This is a genomic window from Paenibacillus sp. LPE1-1-1.1 (assembly GCF_040676435.1).
GTDB lineage: Bacteria > Bacillota > Bacilli > Paenibacillales > Paenibacillaceae > Pristimantibacillus.
Map to the genome: position 1 here is coordinate 19,057 of NZ_JBEGHY010000044.1, position 22,724 is coordinate 41,780.

A 22,724-nucleotide genomic window follows, 5' to 3' on the forward strand; every position below is an offset into this window, starting at 1 on the left:
TATCTGTCAAGCGGCGCAATGTTCAAAATTCAAAAAAAATACGCTCAGCTGCAAATCGTAATTGGTTAATCAACAAACTGGATCAATCATACGATCCATTTGGGTCTGGTTGCTAAGGGGAAAATCGGTAATTACGTTTGGTATGACAGCAATGTGAACGGAAAGCAGGACGAGTCGGCTGTACGCGGGTTTAACGATGTCATCGTTAAGCTGTTCGATAAGGATAGAAACTTCCTTGAACAAACCAAAACAGCTAACGATCTAGATGGAAATCCAGGCTATTATCTGTTTGAGCATCTTTTAAAAGGTGAATACACCAAAGAGATAATCATTGGCGAGAATGCTCCTCTGGGCTGGGAGGATCTAACCATTGATCTGGGCTTATATACAGCTCCTAATCCACCGGTATTGCCACCAGTACTGCCGCCTGTTTTACCGCCAGTTACACCAGGAGTTCCTAATCCTGAAGTTCCAGGCGAACCAAGCGTACCAAGCGAACCCTCAAAGCCAGATGAAGGCAAACCTCCTGTAGAGCTTGAAACGACAGAACAGGATAAACCTATTGACGGCCATGTCGAGGTTCCAATAGACAGCAAGCCAAGCGTCGGCGACAAACCGGAGAACGGTACTGTCACCATCGACGACAAAGGCAATTGGGTTTATACGCCTAACCCTGGTTACTCCGGAAAGGATAAGTTCTCGATTATTGTGAATGATCAAGACGGAAATGAAGAAGAAATTTTCTTCGAGATTGACGTTGAGGTTCCACAAGGCGGTATTAACATTACCCCTTCGATTCCTACTCTTCCAAAAACGGGGGAGCCAAGCTACCTGCTCATGCAGCTTTTAGGCCTAAGCTTGCTCTTACTAGGAGTTGCACTTCGTTTCAAACGCAAGAAAACTTAAAAAAAAACAGACTGTATACGGCCGATCCGGGTCCGTGTACAGTCTGTTTTTCTATTCGTCTTTATAAAATCAACGGTCCGCTCTCTCCACCTGCGACTCGCGCCGGTTAGAGGCATGGTAGCTCCGAAGAAGCTCCAGCAAGGAAGCGGGCCCAGCCGAGGCATAATAGTTAGCCTGTTCATCCGGGGCGAGAATCACGCCCAGCTGATGATGTTCACCTGCAAACCGCGCCCGCTGCGCAAACTTCAGCTCGCCATCCAGATTCAGTACCTCTAGCTTGCAAAATGCGGAGTTTTGAACAAGCGCCTCGTACAGATCCTCTTTTGTCCTTACACGCATTCCGTTCACCTTATGCAAAATCTCGCCCGGAACGAGCCCCATTGCCGAAGCAGGCGTGCCGGGCACGATGCCGAGTATCCGCAAGCCGCGCGAATCATTGACATACAAGGGAGAGCGGGCAGCTTCCCTGATACGGCTTCGCCAAATAATCGCCTCGTGCAGAAGCAGCGATGCCAATGCCGCAAGCGGCAGCAGCATGGGCTGCCACCAAGCCAAAATAGCCGCACCCGCTAAGCATATGCTGTACAGTAGAAGCCCTTTGGCTGCATGTTTTGCTTTTTCGCCGGGCAATAACGATCTTGTCATTTCCGTAAAACCGATGATCATGGGCAAAGCTACGAAAGACCATCCCTGCGACCAATCTGCCCCAAATAGCGGCGTCCATGGCAGCGCCGATGTAGAAGCTTCGATTCCATTAGCAGGAACTAACATGAGAAGCGGGACTGGCCAAAAGCCCTGCAGCATATAACCGCCAACCAGCTTGCCTCGTTTTCCTTCAAGAAATAACGGCGTTGCCAGCCGGTCGCCCTGCATCCGAACAAGCACGGCTTCCGCCAAATGAAGCAGCGCTACCAAAACAAGCAGCCCTGCCGCATCAATGCTTGCAAGCGACGAAGCCATGGATCCGAGCCAATCTGTCCTCTCGTCCAGCGACGTCCATCCTGCCAGCCACTGAAGAAGGGTAATGATTCCCGCGCTGTACGCAAAACACAAATATCGAATCCGTATGATCATGAGGATGGCCGCAACCGCCCACAGCCAAAGCACCGCTGTTCCGGTTAATGTGACGCCAACGAACGCTCCTGCCACGGAAACGGCTAAGCCAATCAACAAACCCGCCAACATGGCTTTCAAAACCAAACCGGGCCAATTATGCAGCTTAACCGCAAACAATTGCCGTTCCATCCGTATTTGCCTCGAATATTGTAAAACGATAAATAACACCGCAATATAATAAAATGGCTGTGCAACTAATTGGACAGCCGCTTTGCCGAGCATTTCCAGTAACTCGATCGCCGTTTCCAAAGCTAACACCCCTTCGCTCGTTCCACATTACCTTTTTAGGCATAAAAAAATAAAAGGCCGACTCCGTTAAACAGAGTCAACCTCTTATTCATTCGACAAAGCTTTATTATTTCCTGCTTACTGCTTTAATTGCTTCATGCAGCTGCGTGTCATTCTTCTCATCCTGAATCCATTTTACAACGGCTTTCTCAAGAACCTCTCCGGTTTGCTTATCGACTTGTCCCGTAGCCGGCAAGCTGTGCTCCGATTGGAATTTCTTAACGGCTGCTGCCGTTTCCGCTCCGAAATAACCGTCATCCCGCTTCGGATCGTAACCAAGCCCGCGCAGCATGATTTGTACGCTTCGCACCTGCTCGCCCAGTGTATCCTGCTTCAGCGTCTCGGCAAGCGCAAGTCTGGCTACCGTATATAAACCTGGCGGCTGAACGGTAATATCAGGCTTAATTCCATTCTCATGGATCCAATTGCCTTTTGGCGTTAACCATTTAGCAATGGTCATCTTCAATAGGCTTCCGTCTCCAAGCGCTTTATTATAACTCACCTGTACGGTACCCTTGCCGAATGAAGTCTCGCCGACCAGCTTCGCTCCCGCGCCTTCCTGCAAAGCGCCCGCTAAAATCTCAGATGCGCTTGCGCTGCCATTGTTCATGAGTACCGCAATCGGATACGCTTTGCTTTGTCCCTCAGACAGCGTCTTCTCCCGATTCCCTTCCCGGTCCTCCACCTGCACAACCGTCGCGCCCTTGGGCAAAAAGGTTTGTGCGATCTCGACGACAACCGGCAGCACGCCGCCCGGATTGTTTCGCACATCCAATACAAGGCCCTTCATTCCTTGCTCCTCCAGCTTAGCTAGCTCCTGCTTGAATCGCTCAGCCGTATGCAAAGAAAACTGCCTAATTTCAATGATGCCTGTCCCGTCGGGACGCAGACTGCCGTACACAGTTTCCACATCGATATCATCGCGGATGAGTACGAGCTGTATCGGCTCCGAGAAGCCTGCCCGCTGCACCTGGATTTTTGCTTTCGTCCCTTTTGGACCACGGATTTTGGATACGGCATCCTGTAAGTTCAAGCCGTCAAGCTTGTCGCCGTTCACCGACAGCAGCACGTCCTTTGCCAATAAACCGGAACGTTCCGCCGGCGAACCCTTGATCGGGGACACGACAACGATGCGTCCGTTTTCAAGTGTTACCTCAGCCCCGATACCCGTGAATGAGCCCTCAATCGATTCCGAGAAATGCTGCGCGACGTCTTTCTCCATATAGACGGAGTAAGGATCATCGAGAGAAGACATCATTCCGCTCACGGCGCCGTCAAGCAGCTCATGGCGATCAACCTTTTGATAATATTTTGTTTCGATTAATTCTAATACCGCGTTAAGCTTTGTCAGCTCTTCTTCTTTCAGCCTGAATCGCTCGCCCTCTTCGGCTGCCGCTGCCGAGAGTGCAGGCACCGAGTGATTATCGGGCTTAATCATTTGATCCGCTATCGTCAGCGTAACGAGTACGGACGCTATCATCGTTAGCATAACGAACGCGAATACAGTGCGTCCTTTGAAATGCACCTGTCTACACCACCTTCTCATCTTCCACGGTCTTAGATTTAAGACCACCCTAGTATATGACAACCCGCTTACAATTATTTGTCTCAACCGGTAAAGATGATCATTTCGTGTTTATGGATTGTTAGATTTCAAACAAGGCAGCCACATGGGCTGCCTCTGGAAGTAGGTTATGAATGATTGCCTATTTTAGATAGCTGCTTGGATTAACCGGCGTTTGGTTTTTGCGCACTTCAAAATGCAAATGCGGTCCAGTCGAGTTGCCCGTGCTGCCAACTTCGGCAATTTTTTGGCCTTTTTTGACCGTCTCGCCCTTCTCGACTTTAATGCCGCCATTGCGGATATGTCCGTAAAGCGTCCAGATGCCGTTACCATGGTCGATAATGACGCAATTGCCATAGCTGCTCCATGTTTGCGCGACTAGCACGACGCCATCCTCCGCCGCAAAAATATCAGTACCCTGCGGAGCGGCAAAATCCATCCCCGTATGCGTATGCCTTTTGCCGGTAATCGGATGAACCCTCGTGCCAAAGTTCGAGCTGATCCGATAATTATCCTTAATCGGCATGCCAAGCTTGCCGCCGGAATAAGGATTTGAAATTCTATTTTTCTCGGCGTTCAGCTTAGATACTTTCGCAGCGAGCTCCATAAGCAGAGCTTCCTGCTCCTCGCTTATTCCTTCAAGCTCTTCCAAGGTGCTGTCGATCTGCTGCAGCTCTCTGTTAAGCTGTTTGATATTGCTGTTGTAACTAGCGATCATGATTTCTTTTTCTTGTTCCTTTTTTACCAAATGTGCTTCATACAGCTCCAGCTTCGCGTAAATCGCCTTTACTTCGGCAAACTGCTTTTCAACCTCGACCTTCTTAAGGGCGACGAGCTCCTTTTCCGCTCTCTGCTCGGCAAGGATGTCGCGGTCCTGCGACAAGATGGATTGAAGCGCATCAAAGCGATCGACAAAATCAGTAAAGCTTGTCGCGCTTAACAGCACGTCCATATAGGAAACGAATCCGTTCGTATACATAAGGCGCATACGTGACTGCAAAAGCTCGTCGCGCGTCTTAACGCGTTCTTCGGCCTGCTCGAGCTCAAGCCCGGTTTGCAGCAGTTCCTCTTCCTTTGCGTCGCTTTGCGCTTGCGTTTTTGTTTTGTTGATGACGACATTGTCGATTTCTGCCATCAGGTTAGCAATGGATGCTTCCGCTTCCGTTTTCTTGCCTTCAATATCGACCTTCTCGTTCTTTGCCGATGCTGCCTGCTGATGCACGCTGGCTGCTTCCCGCTCTGCTTTGGCGGCCCGCTGCTCCGCTGCCCGCATCTCCGCTTTCGCAGCTGCAATCTGTTTCTTGATATTGCTAAGAGAAGCTGCCTCTCCTCCAGTTGGCTGTAAAACAAATACCGTAAGCATCATCATTGCGACAAATAATAGCCATTTCCTCTTCTTCACGTACGTATCCACCTACACTTTCAAATACTTTCGTATCGAAATCGTACTTCCCCAAACACCGATAATGGTACCAAGACCGATAAGCAGCACGGCAGTCATCAGGCCGGACTCCTCTAAAGTAACCAGCTTAATCATCATGAGCGACAGTTCCATTTGCGTAATCTTTACCAGTTGCGAATACCCGATCAAAACGGCTATCGTAGTAATAACTGAACTAATGATTCCGATCAAGGCGCCTTCAATGAAAAACGGCCAGCGAATAAATGAATTCGTAGCTCCGACCAGCTTCATGATGCCGATTTCCCGTCTCCTGGCGATAATGGTCATTTTAATTGTGTTTGAGATCAGGAACATGGCCGTTACCGATAAACCAACGACAACGACGATACCTACGTAACGGACGGCGTTTGTAATTTTGAACAATGTCTCAACGGTGCCCTGCCCATATTTGACTTTGGCAATCGGCACAAGCTCATCTGCTTTATTGATTGCTTCGATCTGCTTCGCTGCAGCCTCGATCGATTGCGGATCATAAACCTCTACCGTGAACGAATCCGGCAGCGGATTTTTTTCTTTTTCGTAACCATCCAATAAATCTTTGTTATCTTCACCCAAATTTTTACGCAGCAGCTCCAGTCCCTCTGCTTTGGACACAAACGTTACTTTTTTCACTTCAGTAAGATTGCCGATTTTGTTCTGAAGCTCCGTAATCTTCGCTTTATCGACGTTTAATTGAAGGAACACCCGAATTTGCACTTGGCTTTCGATCTGCGCAGCCATATGATTCACGTTCAAAGCCATTAACAAAAAGATGCCGAGAATGAACAGCGATATAAAAATAGAGCTCATCGAAGCGAAAGACATCCATCCGTTTCGAATAATGTTTTTGGCGCCTTCCCGCAGGTGCCGGGTTACGGTTCTAAACTTCATAGCCGTACTCCCCTCTTGCCTCGTCACGCACGATATTGCCGTTCTCGATTGCAATGACGCGTTTGCGCATGGAGTTAACGATATCCCGGTTATGAGTAGCCATTACGATTGTCGCGCCGCGGAAATTAATTTCTTCGAGCAGGTTCATGATGCCGAGCGACGTCTCTGGATCCAAGTTTCCCGTAGGCTCGTCCGCCACAATGACCGAAGGATTATTTACGATCGCCCTCGCAATGGATACCCTCTGCTGTTCACCGCCCGATAACTGCGCGGGCAGACTGGCATGTTTATGCTTAAGACCGACGAGGTCGAGCACCTCCATCGTCCTTCTCTTGATCACACGGGTCGGTGCTTCTATCACTTCCATCGCGAAAGCGACGTTTTCAAACACCGTTAATTTGGGTAATAGTCTAAAGTCCTGAAAAATAACGCCTATATTTCGTCTAACAAACGGAATTTTACGCGGCTTCAGCTTGCCGATATTGAATCCATTTACTGAAATTTGGCCTTTTGTCGGTACTTCCTCGCGATAAATCAACTTCATAAATGTCGATTTACCTGCGCCTGACGGTCCTACTAAATAAACAAACTCATTGCGATCTATACGAACAGAGACGCCTCTTAAAGCATGCGTTCCGTCGGTGTACGTTTTCCATATGTCTTGCATCTCAATCACATCATCACATCCTGTTTATAGTCAGTAATACTATTTCGACAGTTTGTGCTGAATTCCTTCATAAGAAGCTGACTTTCCTCATTTTTCACAAATCTCATCTAAAACTCATTTGTCGAATCGGGCACTGACTGCGCTATAGACAAAATTACAAGGCATGCAGCATATACATGTAAGACTGCCTTGTTTTAAACGCGCAGAAAGGAGTGATTCGTATCGTCAAACGTATACACATTGGCATTATCGTCATTGCCTCCCTGCTGCTTCTAGCAGCTGTCGGTTGGGGCTTTGTCTGGAATTACGCGCTTCAAAAAACCGTTCCTGAGCAGGTGGATGCAGGAGGCATACAAATCGGCGGTCTGCCCGTACAGGAAGCCTTGGATCTGCTCGATCAATACGAGAAATCATTGCTTCAGCGCACGATAACGATTCATGCTTCGGCTGCGGCGAACGACAGCAAGCAATGGACCGTTGCCGAGCTCGGTTATACGGCGAAATTCGATGAAGCACGCGAAGCCTTAACAAAGCTTGGCGAAGGAGATATATGGGAGCGTGCTGTCTACCGGTATCAATTCCGGAAATCGTATGCGCTTTTGCAGAGCTGGAAGCCTGAGGCCTTTGATGCCGCTGTCCGCAAGCAGTGGAGCTGGATTGAAAAGAACGAAACCAAAAACGCAACACGTACCATTACCGACGACGATAAGGTGATCTACGAGCCTCATGTTGATGCCTACCGCCTGGATACGGGAGAGCTCACGGATCAGGTCGATAAATGGGTTGTTCTTGAGAAGGAACAAATCGGAGCTCCGGTAGAGAAAGCTTTTACGGCTTCGCTCCCCATTACCGCCATTCATCCCGAGCTCACGCTTGAGAAGTTGAAAGAGGAAGGAATCGAGCGCAAAATCCTTGAGTTTTCCACCGCTTTCAAGACGAGCGCGGAAGGACGCGCCTATAATGTTACCGTCACGGCGGAGGCGCTAAACGATTGGGAACTCGCTCCCAATGAAATATTCGACTACAACAAGCTGATCGAGAAGGCTGAAGAGCTTTACGACTACCGCGAAGCCCCGGTTATTTTGAATGGGAAACTCGTACCGGGCATTGGGGGCGGGATATGCCAGGTATCGAGCACCCTTTATAACGCGGCGCTGCGAGCCGGCTTAGAGATCGTGGAACGCCGCAACCACTCCCTGCCTGTAGCCTACTTGCCTATCGGGCAGGACGCTACTTACGCGGGAGGAGCGATTAATTTCCGTTTCAAAAATACGACAGGTAAACATCTCATAATCCGCACCGTCGTGGAGAACCGCACGCTTACCGTCAAGCTGTTCGGTACGATGGACGCAGATGAACGGTACGATATTGAGTCCGTTACGCTCAGGACGCTTGAACCCTCCGTTCAGGAGAGAAGCAATCCTAACTTATCTCCTGGCCAAAAGGTTACCGTCGAATCAGGCAAGCAAGGCTTTGTTGTCGAAACTTACCGTACGCATTTGCTTGACGGAAAAGTCGTGTCGAGAGACCGCGTCTCCCACGATACTTACAAGGCGCAGCCTACCGTTATCGAGGTAGGTCCGCATAAAGGCGCGAGCGGCCCGTCGGCTACGCCGACTCCTACGCCAGAAACAACGGAGCCGTTGCTGGAGGATGGCATTTAATTAGCAAGTGTTTTTCAGAGCAAAAAAAGCAGTTCAGCCATCAGCCTGCTAAGGCTGTTAACTGAACTGCTTTTCTATTGGCAACGCCAGTAAAGGCGAATTTACTTATCTGCTGCGTTCTAAATACTCGGTAACCCATGCGGCCGTTTGCTCCAGCGCAAGCTCAGCGCGCCCAATTGCATCCTGTACCTGCGTTTTTGCCGTACCGCCGTAAACGTTACGCGCATTCACGACCTGCTCCGGCTGAAGCACCGCATAGATACGATCGTCGAACAGCGACGAGAACTGCTTGAATTCCTCCAGCGTAAGATCCAGCAGGTATTTGTTTTGCTCGATGCAATACAATACCGTTTTGCCGATCACCTCATGCGCTTGGCGGAAAGGCAGGCCTTTGCCAACGAGGAAGTCGGCAATATCCGTTGCGTTCGAGAAATCCTGATTGACCGCTTGACGCATGCGTTCCTTGTTCACCTTCATTGTCGCGATCATCGGAGCGAACAACTGAAGCGCGCCTTGCAGCGTCTTCACGGTGTCGAACATGCCTTCTTTGTCTTCCTGCATATCCTTGTTATAGGCAAGAGGCAGCGATTTGAGCACCGTCAGCAAGCCGACAAGGTCCCCGTATACGCGTCCGGTTTTGCCGCGAACAAGCTCGGGCACATCCGGATTTTTCTTTTGCGGCATAATGCTGCTTCCCGTACAGAAAGCATCATCCAGCTCAACAAAATGAAATTCCGTGCTCGACCATAGAATGAGTTCTTCGCTTAAACGCGATAAATGCATCATGATGATTGAGGCGTCAGCTAGGAACTCAACAATAAAGTCGCGGTCGCTGACCGCATCCAGGCTGTTCTCATACACACGGTCGAATTTCAGTTGGCTGGCTACGAAATGGCGGTCGATCGGGAACGTTGTCCCCGCGAGAGCGCCCGCTCCAAGCGGAAGCACATTGATGCGCTTGTAGCTGTCCTGCAGACGTTCAATATCACGTCCGAACATCGATACGTACGCCATCAAATGATGAGCGAATAAAATCGGCTGCGCGCGCTGCAAATGCGTATAGCCCGGCACAATCGTGTCAATATTCGCTTTCGCTTGCCCAATAAGCGCAGACTGGAGCTTGTAAAGCATATCAACAAACTCCACCACGCGCTTGCGGAGCCACAAATGCATATCCGTCGCTACTTGGTCATTCCGGCTGCGTCCCGTGTGCAGCTTGCCGCCTACGGAGCCTACATCATCAATCAGCGTCTTCTCGATATTCATATGAATATCCTCGTCGCCGATGGAGAATTCAATATCGTCGCGTTTAATGCGTTGCAGGACGCGGTGTAAGCCGTCCTTGATCTTCTCTACGTCATCGGCTGGAAGAATTCCCTGCTTGCCCAGCATCGTTACATGCGCCAGGCTGCCTTGAATATCTTCTTCGGCCAGCTCCTTGTCAAACATGATCGAAGCTGTGTATTCCTCTACCAATTGGTCCGTTTTTTTCGTAAAACGGCCGCCCCATAATTTACTCACTGGTTCGTTACACTCCCTTGTAAACCTTATTTATTGCTGACAGCAGAGGATACCTTCAGACGCAAAGCGTTCAGACGGATGAAGCCTGTCGCATCGCCTTGGTCGTACGCTTTGGACGGATCTGCTTCCATCGTTGCAATGTCAGGATTGTATAAGCTAACAGGGCTTTGCACGCCTGCTCCGATAACGTTTCCTTTGTAAAGCTTCAAGCGAACAACGCCGCTTACGTTCTTTTGCGATTCCGATACCAATGCTTGCAGAGCAAGACGTTCTGGCGCAAACCAGAAGCCGTTATAAACAAGCTGGCTGTATTTTGCAATCAAGGAGTCGCGAAGATGCATAACCTCGCGGTCCATGGTCAAGGATTCCATTTTGCGGTGAGCGGTGAACAGGATCGTTCCGCCCGGTGTTTCATATACGCCGCGGCTCTTCATGCCGACGAAACGGTTTTCTACCATGTCAACACGTCCAATGCCGTGCTTGCCGCCAAGCTCGTTGAGCGTATCCATAACCTCAAGCGGGCTGAGCTCCTTGCCGTTAATTGCCGTACAATTGCCTTCCGCAAAAGTAAGCTCGACATATTCGGCTTTATCCGGCGCGTTCTCTGGAGATACGCTCAGCACATACATGCTCTCGTTCTCTTCGGAGCTTGGATCAAACCAAGGGTCTTCGAGCATGCCGCTCTCAAAGCTGATATGCAGCAGGTTGCGGTCGGTCGAATACGGCTTCGCAGCGGATGCGGTAACCGGAATGTTGTGTTTTTCCGCGTATGCGATCATTTCGGCACGGCCCGGGAATTCCTCGCGGAATGCTTCAAGTCTCCAAGGAGCAATAACGCCGATCTCCGGAGCAAGCGCGGCAGCAGTTAGCTCGAAACGAACTTGGTCGTTGCCTTTGCCTGTTGCGCCATGCGCGATATAAGCCGCGCCTTCCGCGCGTGCGATATCAACCATACGCTTTGCGATAAGCGGGCGGGCAATCGAGGTGCCGAGCAGGTATTGGCCTTCATACAGCGTTCCTGCTTGGAACATCGGATAGATAAAGTCCTTTGCGAACTCATCGCGAAGATCGTCAATGTACACTTTGGAAGCGCCGGTAGCGAGTGCTTTGGCTTCCAAGCCGTCAAGCTCGTCCTTTTGGCCGATATCAGCCGTGAATGCGATAATTTCAGCGTCATATGTTTCTTTCAACCATTTGAGGATAACCGATGTATCCAGGCCGCCTGAATAGGCGAGCACGATTTTTTCTTTTGCCATAGTAGTATTTTACTTCCCTTCGAATGAATTCATATCGTTAAGCGGTTAAGCTAGGACATAATTGCAGCCATGATCGCTTTTTGCGCATGGAGACGGTTTTCCGCCTGGTCAAAAATAATGGAGCTGTCGCCGTCGATTACGCCTTCGCTCACTTCTTCGCCGCGGTGAGCCGGCAAGCAGTGCATAAAGAGGTAATCCTTTTTCGCGTATTTCGTTAACGCCTCGTTCACCTGATAAGCGGCAAAAGCAACCTCGCGTTCCTTCTGCTCCGCTTCCTGCCCCATACTCGCCCACACGTCAGTGTATACGATATCCGCATCGGAAATCGCTTCCTTCGGATCGCGGCAAATATGAATTTTCGAGCCCGTCTCAGCGGCATGATCCTTCGTTTGCTGAATGATATCCGCATCCGGCTCATAGCCTTCAGGCGTCGCAACCGACATATGAAGACCAAGCTTAGCAGCACCCATGAGCAGGGAATGCGTCATGTTATTGCCATCGCCGATGTATGCGATTTTCAAGCCTTCCAGACGGCCCTTTTGCTCAAGAATGGTTTGGTAATCCGCTAGGGCTTGGCAAGGATGCGAAAGATCCGTCAAACCGTTAATAACCGGAATCGTCGCCCCGCGGGCAAGCTCAACTACTTTACGGTGCGCGAATGTACGAATCATAATACCGTCGAGGTAGCGGGACAGCGTCTGAGCTGTATCCCAGATCGTCTCGCCGCGGCCGATTTGAAGGTCATTTCCGCTAAGGAATAGACCTTGTCCGCCAAGCTGGTACATGCCCACTTCAAAAGAAACACGCGTACGCGTCGACGATTTCTCAAAAATCATCCCGAGCGTTTTTCCTTTGAGCACATGATGGGTTTCGCCTGCTTTTTGTTTTTGCTTCAGGTCAATGGCGAGGTCGATCAAGTAACGGATTTCCTCCGGCTTGAAATCAACCAGCATTAGAAAGTCGCGCCCCTTCAAGCTTTGCGCCAATTCCTCGTTTACAGTTCCTTGCATGGTAAGCCCTCCTTCAGGTTCAAACAATCTGCATGCTTATCTTATTAAACGACGGGCCGCTTCTCTTCCAACAGTTCTGCCAAAAGCGAAACTGCCGTATCGATTTCTTCATCCGTAACTAACAAATTAGGCAGCAGGCGAATGACATTCGGTCCTGCCGAAATGACGATCAGTCCGCGCTCCTGCGCTTGGTTCAAAATTTCGGCAATCGGCTCCGCGCATTCGATACCTACGAGCAGGCCAAGGCCGCGCACCTCTTTCACAAAAGCATTGCCTGCCAGCTTCTCGCGAAGCTGCGAAATCAAGTAGCTCCCCTTTTGCGCAGCACGCTCAGAGAGACCTTCTCCCACAATCGTCTCAAGCGTCGCCTTCACAACGGCTGTCGCGATTGGAGTTCCTCCGAACGTCGATCCATGACTGCCTGCGGTAAAGCCTTCGCGAAGCTTCTCCTTCGCTGCCATAGCGCCGACCGGGAAGCCGCTTCCGAGACCTTTGGCCATGGTGAAAATGTCAGGCTCAATGCCGTAATGCTCATATGCGAACAGCTTGCCTGTGCGTCCCATTCCGGTTTGGATCTCATCCGCGATAAGCAGAATGCCGTGCTTCTCGCACAAAGCGACAAGCCCCTTCAGGTATTCGGGATCGACGGGATTAATACCGCCTTCCGCTTGAACCATCTCCAGCATAATCGCTGCGGTCTGATCAGAGATCGCAGCTTCCAGTGCAGCCAGGTCGTTCAATGGGATGGTCTTAAAGCCTTCAGGCAGCGGCGCAAAGCCTTCCTTTACCTTGGCTTGGCCCGTTGCCGTCAGCGTCGCAAGCGTCCGGCCATGAAAGGATTGCTCGAAGGTAATGATTTCAAAACGGCCGTTATTCAGCACCTTCTGATTATAACGACGTGCTAGCTTTATTGCCGCTTCGTTCGCCTCGGCGCCCGAATTGCAGAAAAAAACGGCATCCGCGCAGCTGTTATCGGTAATAAGCTTGCCTGCATCCGCTTGGTTCGGAATATGAAACAAATTAGATACATGCCACAGCTCATCCAGCTGCTTGATTAAAGCCGCTTTGATTTGTTTAGGAGCATGCCCGAGATTCGTAACGGCAATACCGCTCATGAAATCTAGGTATTTATTTCCTTTGTCATCCCACAGCCAGCTTCCTTCGCCCTTCACCAGCGCGATTGGATACCTTGCATAGGTAGGAAATAAAGATTGGTCAACAGCAGCCGCTGTATTTGTCTCACTCATCGACCCTACACCCGCCCTTCGTTCGTCTGAACAATCCGAGTACCGACGCCGCCCTCGCGGACTGCCCTGGTCAATACTCCCGGCTCTTCGCCGCTTACAATGACAACCTCACGCACGCGCCCTTGAATGCACTGTATCGCAGCGCGCACTTTCGGAATCATGCCGCCGTAAATTTCACCGCTCGCGATCATCTCTTCGATTTCGGCCACGGAAACGACAGGAAGCACCCGTTTCTCTCCATCGGCCGTTTTCAAAATACCCGGAACATCCGTCACGACAATCATGCGCTCTACGCCAAGATGGGATGCGACAGCGCCTGCCGCCGTATCCGCATTGATATTGTAGCGCTGGCCTTGATCGTCAATCCCGATTGGGGCAATGACCGGAATATAACCCATTCCCATGACGCCCTCTATAATCGCCGCGTTCACGTCTGTGACGTCACCAACGAAACCGATCTCTGCCGCATTCGAAACCGGCCGGGCTTGAATGAGCATGCCGTCAACGCCGGATAAACCAAGTGCTTTCGCGCCATTGATTTGAATCTTACGTACGATTTCTTTGTTGATACGTCCCGCAAGCACCATCTCAACCACATCAAGAACAGCATCATTCGTAATACGCAAGCCATTCACGAATCCGGTCTCGATGCCCAGCTTGCCGAGCGTCTCCGATATAGCAGGTCCGCCGCCATGCACGATAACCGGAAGAATGCCCGCAAGCTGCAGTTCGCGCAGCTCATCAAAGAAGCTGTTCGGAAGCGCCGCAAGCGTGCTGCCTCCGCATTTCATCACAAATCGTTGCTCCGTCACTGAATCATACCCTCCAAGCGTCACTTTGCTTATGTGCGATATGCCGCATTAATGCGGACATAGTCATAGGTTAAATCGCAGCCCCATGCCGTTGCCTGCCCATCACCGTTATGTAGGTCAACACGAATGACGACCGTATCGCCTTTTAAATATTCCAAGGCAGCCTCTTCATCAAATCCAACGGGACGAGATTGCTCTAACGTTAAAATATCACCCAACCGGATATCTACCGTCTCCGGATTAACCGGCTGGCCTGCACGGCCTACCGCCGCAATAATACGGCCCCAGTTCGCGTCGGCTCCGAATACGGCAGACTTCACGAGCGACGATCCGATAACCGTCTTCGCAATCGCTTGCGCGGAATCATCGCTGACCGCTCCGTTTACCTGTACCTCAACAAGCTTGGTTGCGCCTTCTCCGTCGCGTGCTATCGCCTTCGCCAGCACCTCGCACACATGGCGGATCGCAGCCGCATAAGCTGCCCAGCCCTCATGCTCCGGCGTCAGCTCTTTATTGCCCGCAAGTCCGCTCGCCATAGCAACGAGCATATCGTTCGTGCTCGTATCGCCGTCAACCGTTATCATATTGAACGTCAAATCCGTCGATTGGCGAAGCAATTGCTGTAGCGCGTCGCTGCCGATAGCCGCATCCGTCGTTACAAAGCCAAGCATGGTCGCCATATTCGGATGAATCATGCCCGAGCCTTTGGCCGCACCGGCTACGTATACGCGTTTGCCGTCCAGCTCAAGCTCTACGCATACCATTTTTTGAACTAAATCCGTTGTCAGTATCGCTTGGCAAAAATCATCCGCGCCCGTGCGATCGCCGCCCAGCTTAGCCGGAAGACCATCGATGCCGTTTCTTACTTTGTCCATCTTGAGCAGCTCGCCGATAACGCCCGTTGACGCAACCGCAACATGATCCGCCGACACCCCGATGGATTCCGCGAATCTGGACCTCATCTCGTAAGCGTCCGCTTCGCCTTGCTTGCCCGTGCATGCATTGGCATTGCCGCTGTTTACAAGCACGGCGCGCAGCACGCCGCCTGAGGCGATACTCTCGCGCGTAACTTGAAGCGGAGCGGCTTGAAAAACATTCGTCGTATAAACGCCTGCTGCCGAGGCCGGAACCTCGCATACAATTGCGCCAAGGTCATGGCGCGTCGTTTTCTTGAGACCGCAGTGCAGTCCGCCTGCCGTAAAGCCCTGAGGCGTTGTGATCGAGCCGTCCTCGACGACCGAGAACAAAGCTGTTGTATGATCCTGTCCCATCGTAAAATCGTTTCTCCTTCACCTGTATGAGTATGGATATAAGATCAAAAGATATATTTCGCTTTATGGATAAACAGGTACGAACTGCAAACCAAGCGTCTCGTCCCAGCCCATCATCAGATTCAAGTTTTGAATCGCTTGACCCGCAGCGCCTTTAACCAGGTTGTCGATAACCGAAACGATGGTTACGCGTCCCGTGCGCTCATCGACGGCAAAGCCGATGTCGCAATAGTTGGAGCCCCATACTTCTTTCGTGGAAGGCCACTGGCCTTCGGGGCGGATACGAACAAACTTACGCCCTTCGTAATAGGAACGGTACAGCTCAACAAAATCATTCGTGCTGTGCTCGCCTTGAACCGCAGCATACATCGTGGACATAATGCCGCGCGTCATCGGCACGAGATGTGTCGTGAAAGTGGTCACGACGGGCTTATTCGCCGCATCGGACAGCACCATTTCAATTTCCGGAATATGTTGATGCTTATTTAGTTTATAAGCTCTTAAATTTTCATTCAGCTCGGAGTAGTGAGTGCCCAGCGAAGCGCCGCGCCCCGCACCGGAAACCCCGGATTTGGCATCGATAATTACGGTAGAAGGATCAATCCAGCCCGCTTTGACCGCGGGTATGAGCCCCAGCAGCGTAGCGGTCGGGTAGCAGCCCGGATTTGAGATAAAGGAAGCGTCCAGCACCTGATCCCCGTATATTTCTGCCAGACCGAATACGGCCTGCTTCAAATACGCCTCATCCGCAGCAGGTTTTTTATACCACTGTTCGTATAGGCCGGGCGCTTTCAATCGGAAATCACCCGACAAATCAATAATCTTCAAGCCAGCCTCGAGTAACGAAGGCACCAGCTTGGCAGCCACACCGGCAGGCGTAGCAAGAAACACGACATCCGCCTTCGCTTTAATCGCTGCAGGCTCAACATCATCGAGCAGCTCCTCGCGAATGCTCGTCAAATGCGGATAGCCTTCCGTAATCGGCGTCCCCGCGCTAGATGAAGAAATGACCGATGTCACCTCTGCAAGCGGATGGGATGCGAGCAATCGAATGAGCTCTACGCCGCCGTAGCCGGTTGATCCGATAATTGCAATTTTCACCTTTGTGCTCATGTTCATCTCTCCCCGAAACAAAATGCTGCAAACGTAAAATTAATGGTGCTGCAGCTGCATCTATTGCTCTTTCCGAAGACGGAAAGGTTGTCTTCTTCCTCAACTTATAATTGTACAACATTCGGCAGTTGATGGAAATACGCTCATTACTTCGTATTATTATACATTCGAATTAATATTAATACAACGAACATTTGTTGACTATTTATGCGGTTTAACCGGTTTACTCAGACGATAAAATACATCACATAGAACATATGTTCCCAATTTATCCTATCATATAACCATCGAAAATGATATAAAATGGCTGCCAGAAATATAGGCAAGGTCATTTAGCCTTCTCTTGTGCCTTATTACCGCTCCGCTAACCTGCCTATATCCCTCTTTGATCAGCTCTCCAGCTTAAATCCTTGCCCTAAAACCTCTGCCGTATTGCTAATAATCACAAAAGCTCCCGGATCGATAGCGCGTACGAGCTGCTTCAGCTTCGGCACCTCATTTTGCCCCACGACAACCATCAAGACCGTGCGTCCTGCTCCTGTATAACCCCCATGACCATCAAGACGCGTCAAGCCTCTGTCTAAATCATTCAATATCGCTCCCGAGACCTCCTCCGAGCGCTCGCTAATAATAAATGCGACTTTGGACAACTGCAATCCGCTCTGAACAAAATCAATCGTCTTGCTTGTCACGAACAACCCGATCAAAGCGTAAAGCGCAACCTCAGGCGAAATGATAACGCCGGCAGCCACGATCACGCATCCGTCAAAGCAAACAATGGCCAGACTGAGCGGAAGCCCCGTATAGCGATGTAAAATTTGCGCCGCTAAGTCCAAACCTCCCGTGGACGCGCCTCCTCGAAAAACAAGCCCAAGGCCAAGGCCGACCCCGATGCCTCCGTAAATCGCCGCAAGCAGGGGATTGTCGGTCGGGGATTGCAAACCGTCCGTCAATAATACGAACAACGGCAGAATCACCGAGCCCAGCGCCGTTTTCACCGCAAATCGTTTACCAAGCAGCCACAAACCCGCGATGAACAGCGGGATATTGATTGCCCACTGCGTAAGCGCAGGCGTTACGCCTGCCATTCTCTGCACTAGAATAGATACCCCCGATACGCCCCCTGATGCTATCCCATTCGGCACCATGAACATATTGAAGCTGATCGCGACAATAACCGAGCCGATCAGCAGTTGGACAATGCTCCACGCCGACTGGGCACGCGGACTTAAAGTGCGCCCTCCTTTTCTTCGTTTCACCGTGCTCTCACTCATGCCATTTATCTCCTCGCAAGCTGATTTTCGCAAAAAGAAGAGCTCCGCACGCATACCGTGTCGGAACTCTTCCCCAAAGCCGTTTATTTAATCATGTCGAATCTGATGACGCAAATACCCGTCAATAAACGCATCGATATCGCCATCCATAACTGCGCCTACATTTCCCGTCTCCACCGAAGTACGGTGATCCTTCACCATGCTGTACGGGTGGAATACATAAGAACGAATTTGGCTGCCCCATGCAATCTCGGACTGCTCGCCGCGAATTTCAGCGAGATGCTTGATTTGCTCTTCTATTTTCCGTTCATACAGCTTGGAACGAAGCATCTTCATCGCGCGTTCCCGGTTCTGGATTTGTGAACGTTCCTGTTGACAGGCTACCACAATCCCTGAAGGAATATGCGTGATCCGGATCGCTGATTCCGTCTTATTGACGTGCTGGCCGCCCGCACCGCTTGCACGGTACGTGTCCACCTTCAAGTCCTCCGTACGAATCTCAATCTCGATGCTGTCATCGATTTCGGGAACGACATCGCAAGAAGCAAACGACGTATGACGACGGCCCGCGGAATCAAAGGGAGAAATACGGACAAGCCTGTGTACGCCCTTCTCGGCCTTCAGGTAACCGTAAGCGTTGAAGCCTTTGACCAAAATCGTGACGCTTTTGATACCCGCTTCATCGCCAGGCAGGTAATCAAGAAGCTCTACCTTGAAGCCGCTCTTCTCCGCCCAGCGCGTATACATCCTGTAAAGCATTAATCCCCAGTCCTGCGACTCCGTACCGCCTGCGCCGGGATGCAATTCAAGAATGGCATTAAGCTTATCGTACGGCTGGTTGAGCAGCAGCTGCAGCTCAAAATCGCTTACTTTGCGCATAAGCTTCTCTACGCCGCTCACAACGTCTGCCGCAAGCGACTCGTCGCTCTCCTCATCAGCCAGCTCCAGCATCATCTGAAGGTCTTCCTGCTCGCTGTTCAGCCCATCGTAATGATCAACGACCGATTTCACCGCATTCATTTCGGAAATAACGCTTTGCGCTTTTTCATTATCATCCCAGAAATCCGGCATCGTCATTTTCTCTTCGAAGTTGGCAATGATCTCCTGCTTAAGATCTAAGTCAAAGAGACCCCCTAAGTTCTTGGAGACGCTTGGCCATTTCACGCAGGTCTTGTTTAACCGTTATGTCTATCATAGCTTCCGCTTCACCTCAAAATAATTGTTCGTTCTTTATTTTATGCCAGGCTAACTATGGCTGTTCCTTACTTGCCGTGGCAAAGTTTATACTTCTTGCCGCTTCCGCAAGGACAAACATCGTTACGTCCTACGCGTTCCTCGCGTTTAGCCGGACGTTTCTCGACCGCTTCCCCGCCGCCGCTAGTCGTCGTCGTTTGGCCTTGAGCTACCTCTTGACGCTCCAGGTTGCTTTCCACGCGCGCCTTCATGATATATCTAGCGACTTCCTCTTGAATGCTCTCGATCATTTCCTTGAACATTTCGAAGCCTTCGAATTGATATTCGCGAAGCGGATCCGTACCGCCATATGCACGCAAATGGATACCTTGACGCAGCTGGTCCATCGCATCGATGTGATCCATCCATTTGCTGTCTACTGCACGCAGCACGACAACTTTCTCGAATTCACGCATCGTTTCAGGTCCAAGCTCTTCCTCGCGCTCATCGTAAGAAGCAACGACTTCTTCATAAATATAGTCGACAATCTCTTCTTTCTCTTTGCCCCAGATTTCTTCCTTGGACAAAGATCCTTCCTGAAGGAAGGTAGCGTGCGCGTAATCCACAATGGCCTGAAGATCCCACTCCTCTGGAATATCTTCTGCGCAGTGCGCTTCAACAATGCGGTCGATAACAGGCTTGATCATATCCATTACTTCCTGGCGGATGTTCTTCGAGCCAAGAATGTCACGGCGCTGCTTATAAATAACCTCACGCTGTTGGTTCATTACATCATCGTATTGCAAGACGACCTTCCGGATGTCGAAGTTATTGCCCTCAACACGCTTCTGTGCGGATTCGATCGCTCTCGAGATCATACGGCTCTCAATCGGCTGATCCTCATCGAGTCCAAGCTTGTCCATCATGCCCATAATATTTTCCGAACCGAAGCGGCGCATCAGTTCATCTTCAAGCGACAAATAAAACTGCGAAGAACCCGGATCGCCTTGACGTCCCGCACGACCGCGCAGTTGATTATCGATACGACGGCTTTCATGACGCTCTGTACCGATAATATGCAAACCACCAAGGTCAGCAACGGATTCGCCCAGCAAAATATCCGTACCGCGTCCAGCCATATTTGTTGCGATCGTAACCGAGCCTGCTTGTCCCGCGCGTGAAATGATTTCCGCTTCCTCCGCATGGAACTTCGCATTAAGGACCTTATGCGTCACGCCGCGGCGTTTCAGCATTTCCGACAGTTTCTCAGAGTTCTCAATCGAAATCGTACCTACCAGCACCGGTTGGTTTTTGCTGTGGCGCTCGACGATTTCTTCTACGACCGCTTTGAATTTGCCGATCTCGGATTTATAGACGACATCCGCGATATCCTTACGGATCATGGAGCGGTTCGTAGGCACTTGAATAACGTCAAGACCGTAAATGCGCTTGAACTCTTCTTCCTCTGTCTTCGCCGTACCCGTCATCCCGGCTAGCTTGCGATACATACGGAAGTAGTTCTGGAAGGTAATCGTCGCAAGCGTCATGCTCTCGTTCTGAACCTTCAATTGCTCCTTCGCCTCGATCGCTTGGTGCAAGCCGTCGCTGTAACGGCGTCCAGACATCAGACGGCCCGTGAACTCATCGACAATGACAACCTCTTCTTCTTCCACGACATAATCCACATCGCGCTTCATAATGAAATTGGCTTTCAGCGCTTGTTGAATATGGTGGTTCAGCGTCACGTTCGCATGGTCGAACAGGTTCTCAATTTGGAAAGCCTTCTCTGTCTTCTCAACGCCTGATTCCGTCAGCATTACGCTGCGCAGCTTAATGTCAATTGTAAAGTCCTCATCAGGCTTCAAACGGCTAATAAAGCGGTCAGCGGCAAAATATAGCTCTGTCGATTTCGCAGCTTGTCCCGAAATAATAAGCGGCGTCCGCGCTTCATCGACTAGGATGGAATCCACTTCATCGATAATGGCAAAATATAGCGGGCGCTGAACCATTTGTTCCTTGTATAGAACCATGTTATCACGCAAATAATCGAATCCGAATTCGTTATTCGTACCGTAAGTAATATCGCATGCATAAGCCTCTTGCTTCTCGTCATGCGATAAGCCGTGAAGGTTACAGCCAACGGTCATGCCGAGGAAACCGTAAAGCTCACCCATTAGCTCGCTGTCACGCTGTGCCAAGTAGTTATTGACCGTAATAACGTGAACGCCCTTGCCGAGCAAAGCATTCAAATAAACCGGAAGCGTCGCAACAAGCGTCTTACCTTCACCTGTTCTCATCTCCGCGATTTTGCCTTCATGCAGAACCATACCGCCGAGTAGCTGCACATCAAAATGACGCATGCCAAGCGTACGCTTGGAAGCTTCTCTTACCGTTGCAAAAGCCTCCGGCAAAATTTTGTCCAGCGTTTCGCCTTTTTCAATTCTCGCTTTGAATTCCTCTGTCTTCGCGCGCAGCGCTTCATCGGATAAAGACGTAAACTTCGACTCTATCGCATTTATTTCATCTACCGTCCGCTGGAGCCGTTTTACCTCGCGCTCGTTATGGTCACCAAATATCTTCTTCACTAATCCGAGCATGGAATTCCCCTTTCGTAATGACGCCTCTTTGCATTAAATTGTATCAGTTTGTCGACACCGCCGCAACGAGGATGCATGTAAAAGAAAAAGCCTTTCTCCATTATGGAGAAAAGGCCCTTTGATTTAAGTATAATGACGGTTAGCCTTGCTCAATTAATCCGTATTTTCCGTCGCTGCGTTTGTAAACAACGCTTACTTCTTTGTTGTCTACATTCGAGAAAACGAAGAAATTATGTCCTACCATATTCATTTGCAAAATCGCTTCTTCCACATCCATAGGTTTGAGCGCAAAACGTTTGGTACGCACGAGCTCCAAATCGTCTTCTTCTTCCAGGATGCCCACTGCTGAGCCTTCCTCCTTGAATAAGGCGCGTACGCCGCTGCCTTGGCGGAACTTGCGATTCACTTTTGTTTTATGTTTGCGTATTTGTCGTTCGAGTTTGTCCGCGACCAAATCAATGGATGCGTACATATCCTCGCTTTTCTCCTCGGCTCTTAGCATGACACCGGTGAGCGGAATGGTCACCTCAACTGCATGTTTACCTTTGGTGACGGATAATGTTGCGTTAATATCGGAGGTGATTGGTGCTTCGAAATATTTATCCAATCGGCTGAGTTTTTTTTCGACGTAGTCTCTCAATGCGTCTGTCACTTGAAAGTGTTGACCTCGAATGTTGTAGTTCATGGGGAACTCCTCCTTTACATGGGATTATTATATCATATGTAAACGCTCAAATCAAAATAGTTTTTGTTTTATTTAGAATTTTCAGATAAATGATGCTGCGGTACTACTAGATATATTATTCCTACAATCAAAGCCTTATCCTAACCCCAATCAGTGTATTAGGCACAAAAAAAAGCCCCGGTTTCCCGGAGCTTATGTTGGTTTCTTGTTTAATGATCCAAAATATAG

At 50.2% G+C, this 22,724-nt stretch carries 18 protein-coding genes; 2 read left to right on the top strand and 16 right to left on the bottom strand.

Annotated elements, in window-relative coordinates:
* Positions 1 to 99 precede the first annotated feature (99 nt).
* Positions 100 to 906 carry an SdrD B-like domain-containing protein gene (locus tag MRBLPE1_RS26830; protein WP_364151599.1) on the top strand — a complete coding sequence of 269 codons (807 nt, stop codon included), beginning with the start codon at positions 100 to 102 and terminating at the stop codon, positions 904 to 906.
* Positions 907 to 975: 69 nt separating this feature from the next.
* Here MRBLPE1_RS26830 and MRBLPE1_RS26835 read toward each other — a convergent pair whose 3' ends face one another.
* From MRBLPE1_RS26835 to ftsE, 5 genes are all read right to left on the bottom strand, one after another.
* A complete protein-coding gene (locus MRBLPE1_RS26835) occupies positions 976 to 2,271 on the bottom strand; it encodes a PDZ domain-containing protein (RefSeq protein ID WP_364151602.1) in 1,296 nt (431 codons plus the stop codon).
* Between the two features lie 106 nt (positions 2,272 to 2,377).
* Positions 2,378 to 3,835: a S41 family peptidase gene (locus MRBLPE1_RS26840; protein ID WP_364151605.1), complete on the bottom strand. Its 1,458-nt coding sequence runs from the start codon at positions 3,833 to 3,835 to the stop codon at positions 2,378 to 2,380.
* A gap of 181 nt (positions 3,836 to 4,016) precedes the next feature.
* Positions 4,017 to 5,276: a murein hydrolase activator EnvC family protein gene (locus MRBLPE1_RS26845; RefSeq protein ID WP_364151608.1), complete on the bottom strand. Its 1,260-nt coding sequence runs from the start codon at positions 5,274 to 5,276 to the stop codon at positions 4,017 to 4,019.
* 12 nt (positions 5,277 to 5,288) lie between these two features.
* Complete coding sequence (gene ftsX, locus MRBLPE1_RS26850) at positions 5,289 to 6,206, bottom strand: permease-like cell division protein FtsX (protein ID WP_364151611.1); 918 nt, start codon at positions 6,204 to 6,206, stop codon at positions 5,289 to 5,291.
* Positions 6,196 to 6,882 carry a cell division ATP-binding protein FtsE gene (ftsE, locus tag MRBLPE1_RS26855; protein ID WP_364151614.1) on the bottom strand — a complete coding sequence of 229 codons (687 nt, stop codon included), beginning with the start codon at positions 6,880 to 6,882 and terminating at the stop codon, positions 6,196 to 6,198. The genes ftsX and ftsE overlap by 11 nt, the downstream gene beginning before the upstream one ends.
* Positions 6,883 to 7,085: 203 nt before the next feature.
* On the opposite strand from ftsE, the gene MRBLPE1_RS26860 reads away from it, so the two are divergent.
* Positions 7,086 to 8,537 carry a VanW family protein gene (locus tag MRBLPE1_RS26860; protein WP_364151616.1) on the top strand — a complete coding sequence of 484 codons (1,452 nt, stop codon included), beginning with the start codon at positions 7,086 to 7,088 and terminating at the stop codon, positions 8,535 to 8,537.
* Between the two features lie 105 nt (positions 8,538 to 8,642).
* Here the strand turns inward: MRBLPE1_RS26860 and argH are convergent, their stop codons facing one another.
* The 11 genes from argH to hpf form a co-directional block, all read right to left on the bottom strand.
* Positions 8,643 to 10,058 (bottom strand): argininosuccinate lyase, encoded by a 1,416-nt coding sequence (gene argH / locus MRBLPE1_RS26865; RefSeq protein ID WP_364151619.1) that lies wholly within the window; start codon positions 10,056 to 10,058, stop codon positions 8,643 to 8,645.
* A gap of 26 nt (positions 10,059 to 10,084) precedes the next feature.
* Positions 10,085 to 11,314, bottom strand: a complete 1,230-nt coding sequence (locus MRBLPE1_RS26870) for an argininosuccinate synthase (RefSeq protein ID WP_364151622.1) — start codon at positions 11,312 to 11,314, stop codon at positions 10,085 to 10,087.
* A gap of 50 nt (positions 11,315 to 11,364) precedes the next feature.
* Positions 11,365 to 12,324, bottom strand: a complete 960-nt coding sequence (argF, locus tag MRBLPE1_RS26875; RefSeq protein WP_364151626.1) for an ornithine carbamoyltransferase — start codon at positions 12,322 to 12,324, stop codon at positions 11,365 to 11,367.
* Positions 12,325 to 12,368: 44 nt separating this feature from the next.
* A complete protein-coding gene (locus tag MRBLPE1_RS26880) occupies positions 12,369 to 13,571 on the bottom strand; it encodes an acetylornithine transaminase (RefSeq protein WP_364151628.1) in 1,203 nt (400 codons plus the stop codon).
* Positions 13,572 to 13,576: 5 nt separating this feature from the next.
* Complete coding sequence (argB, locus tag MRBLPE1_RS26885; protein ID WP_364152720.1) at positions 13,577 to 14,362, bottom strand: acetylglutamate kinase; 786 nt, start codon at positions 14,360 to 14,362, stop codon at positions 13,577 to 13,579.
* A gap of 50 nt (positions 14,363 to 14,412) precedes the next feature.
* Positions 14,413 to 15,654 carry a bifunctional ornithine acetyltransferase/N-acetylglutamate synthase gene (gene argJ / locus MRBLPE1_RS26890; RefSeq protein WP_364151630.1) on the bottom strand — a complete coding sequence of 414 codons (1,242 nt, stop codon included), beginning with the start codon at positions 15,652 to 15,654 and terminating at the stop codon, positions 14,413 to 14,415.
* Between the two features lie 63 nt (positions 15,655 to 15,717).
* Positions 15,718 to 16,767 carry an N-acetyl-gamma-glutamyl-phosphate reductase gene (gene argC, locus MRBLPE1_RS26895; RefSeq protein WP_364151633.1) on the bottom strand — a complete coding sequence of 350 codons (1,050 nt, stop codon included), beginning with the start codon at positions 16,765 to 16,767 and terminating at the stop codon, positions 15,718 to 15,720.
* Between the two features lie 389 nt (positions 16,768 to 17,156).
* A complete protein-coding gene (locus MRBLPE1_RS26900; protein ID WP_364151636.1) occupies positions 17,157 to 18,041 on the bottom strand; it encodes a YitT family protein in 885 nt (294 codons plus the stop codon).
* Between the two features lie 87 nt (positions 18,042 to 18,128).
* Positions 18,129 to 19,236, bottom strand: a protein-coding gene (gene prfB, locus MRBLPE1_RS26905) for a peptide chain release factor 2 (RefSeq protein ID WP_364151639.1) whose coding sequence is annotated in 2 segments (ribosomal slippage) — positions 18,129 to 19,163 and positions 19,165 to 19,236 — 1,107 coding nt in all. Because the reading frame shifts where the segments join, the coding sequence is not laid out codon by codon here.
* 67 nt (positions 19,237 to 19,303) lie between these two features.
* A complete protein-coding gene (secA, locus tag MRBLPE1_RS26910) occupies positions 19,304 to 21,811 on the bottom strand; it encodes a preprotein translocase subunit SecA (protein WP_364151641.1) in 2,508 nt (835 codons plus the stop codon).
* A 139-nt stretch (positions 21,812 to 21,950) separates the two neighbouring features.
* Positions 21,951 to 22,496 (bottom strand): ribosome hibernation-promoting factor, HPF/YfiA family, encoded by a 546-nt coding sequence (hpf, locus tag MRBLPE1_RS26915; RefSeq protein WP_364151643.1) that lies wholly within the window; start codon positions 22,494 to 22,496, stop codon positions 21,951 to 21,953.
* Positions 22,497 to 22,724 lie beyond the last annotated feature (228 nt).

What these genes read in the sequence shown, in the direction of transcription:
- ftsX (WP_364151611.1), bottom strand. Translation starts at nt 6,206, where the DNA reads ATGAAGTTTAGAACCGTAACCCGGCACCTGCGGGAAGGCGCCAAAAAC.
- MRBLPE1_RS26870 (WP_364151622.1), bottom strand. Translation starts at nt 11,314, where the DNA reads ATGGCAAAAGAAAAAATCGTGCTCGCCTATTCAGGCGGCCTGGATACA.
- argF (WP_364151626.1), bottom strand. Translation starts at nt 12,324, where the DNA reads ATGCAAGGAACTGTAAACGAGGAATTGGCGCAAAGCTTGAAGGGGCGC.
- MRBLPE1_RS26880 (WP_364151628.1), bottom strand. Translation starts at nt 13,571, where the DNA reads ATGAGTGAGACAAATACAGCGGCTGCTGTTGACCAATCTTTATTTCCT.
- argB (WP_364152720.1), bottom strand. Translation starts at nt 14,362, where the DNA reads ATGAAATGCGGAGGCAGCACGCTTGCGGCGCTTCCGAACAGCTTCTTT.
- argJ (WP_364151630.1), bottom strand. Translation starts at nt 15,654, where the DNA reads ATGGGACAGGATCATACAACAGCTTTGTTCTCGGTCGTCGAGGACGGC.
- argC (WP_364151633.1), bottom strand. Translation starts at nt 16,767, where the DNA reads ATGAGCACAAAGGTGAAAATTGCAATTATCGGATCAACCGGCTACGGC.
- MRBLPE1_RS26900 (WP_364151636.1), bottom strand. Translation starts at nt 18,041, where the DNA reads ATGAGTGAGAGCACGGTGAAACGAAGAAAAGGAGGGCGCACTTTAAGT.
- secA (WP_364151641.1), bottom strand. Translation starts at nt 21,811, where the DNA reads ATGCTCGGATTAGTGAAGAAGATATTTGGTGACCATAACGAGCGCGAG.
- hpf (WP_364151643.1), bottom strand. Translation starts at nt 22,496, where the DNA reads ATGAACTACAACATTCGAGGTCAACACTTTCAAGTGACAGACGCATTG.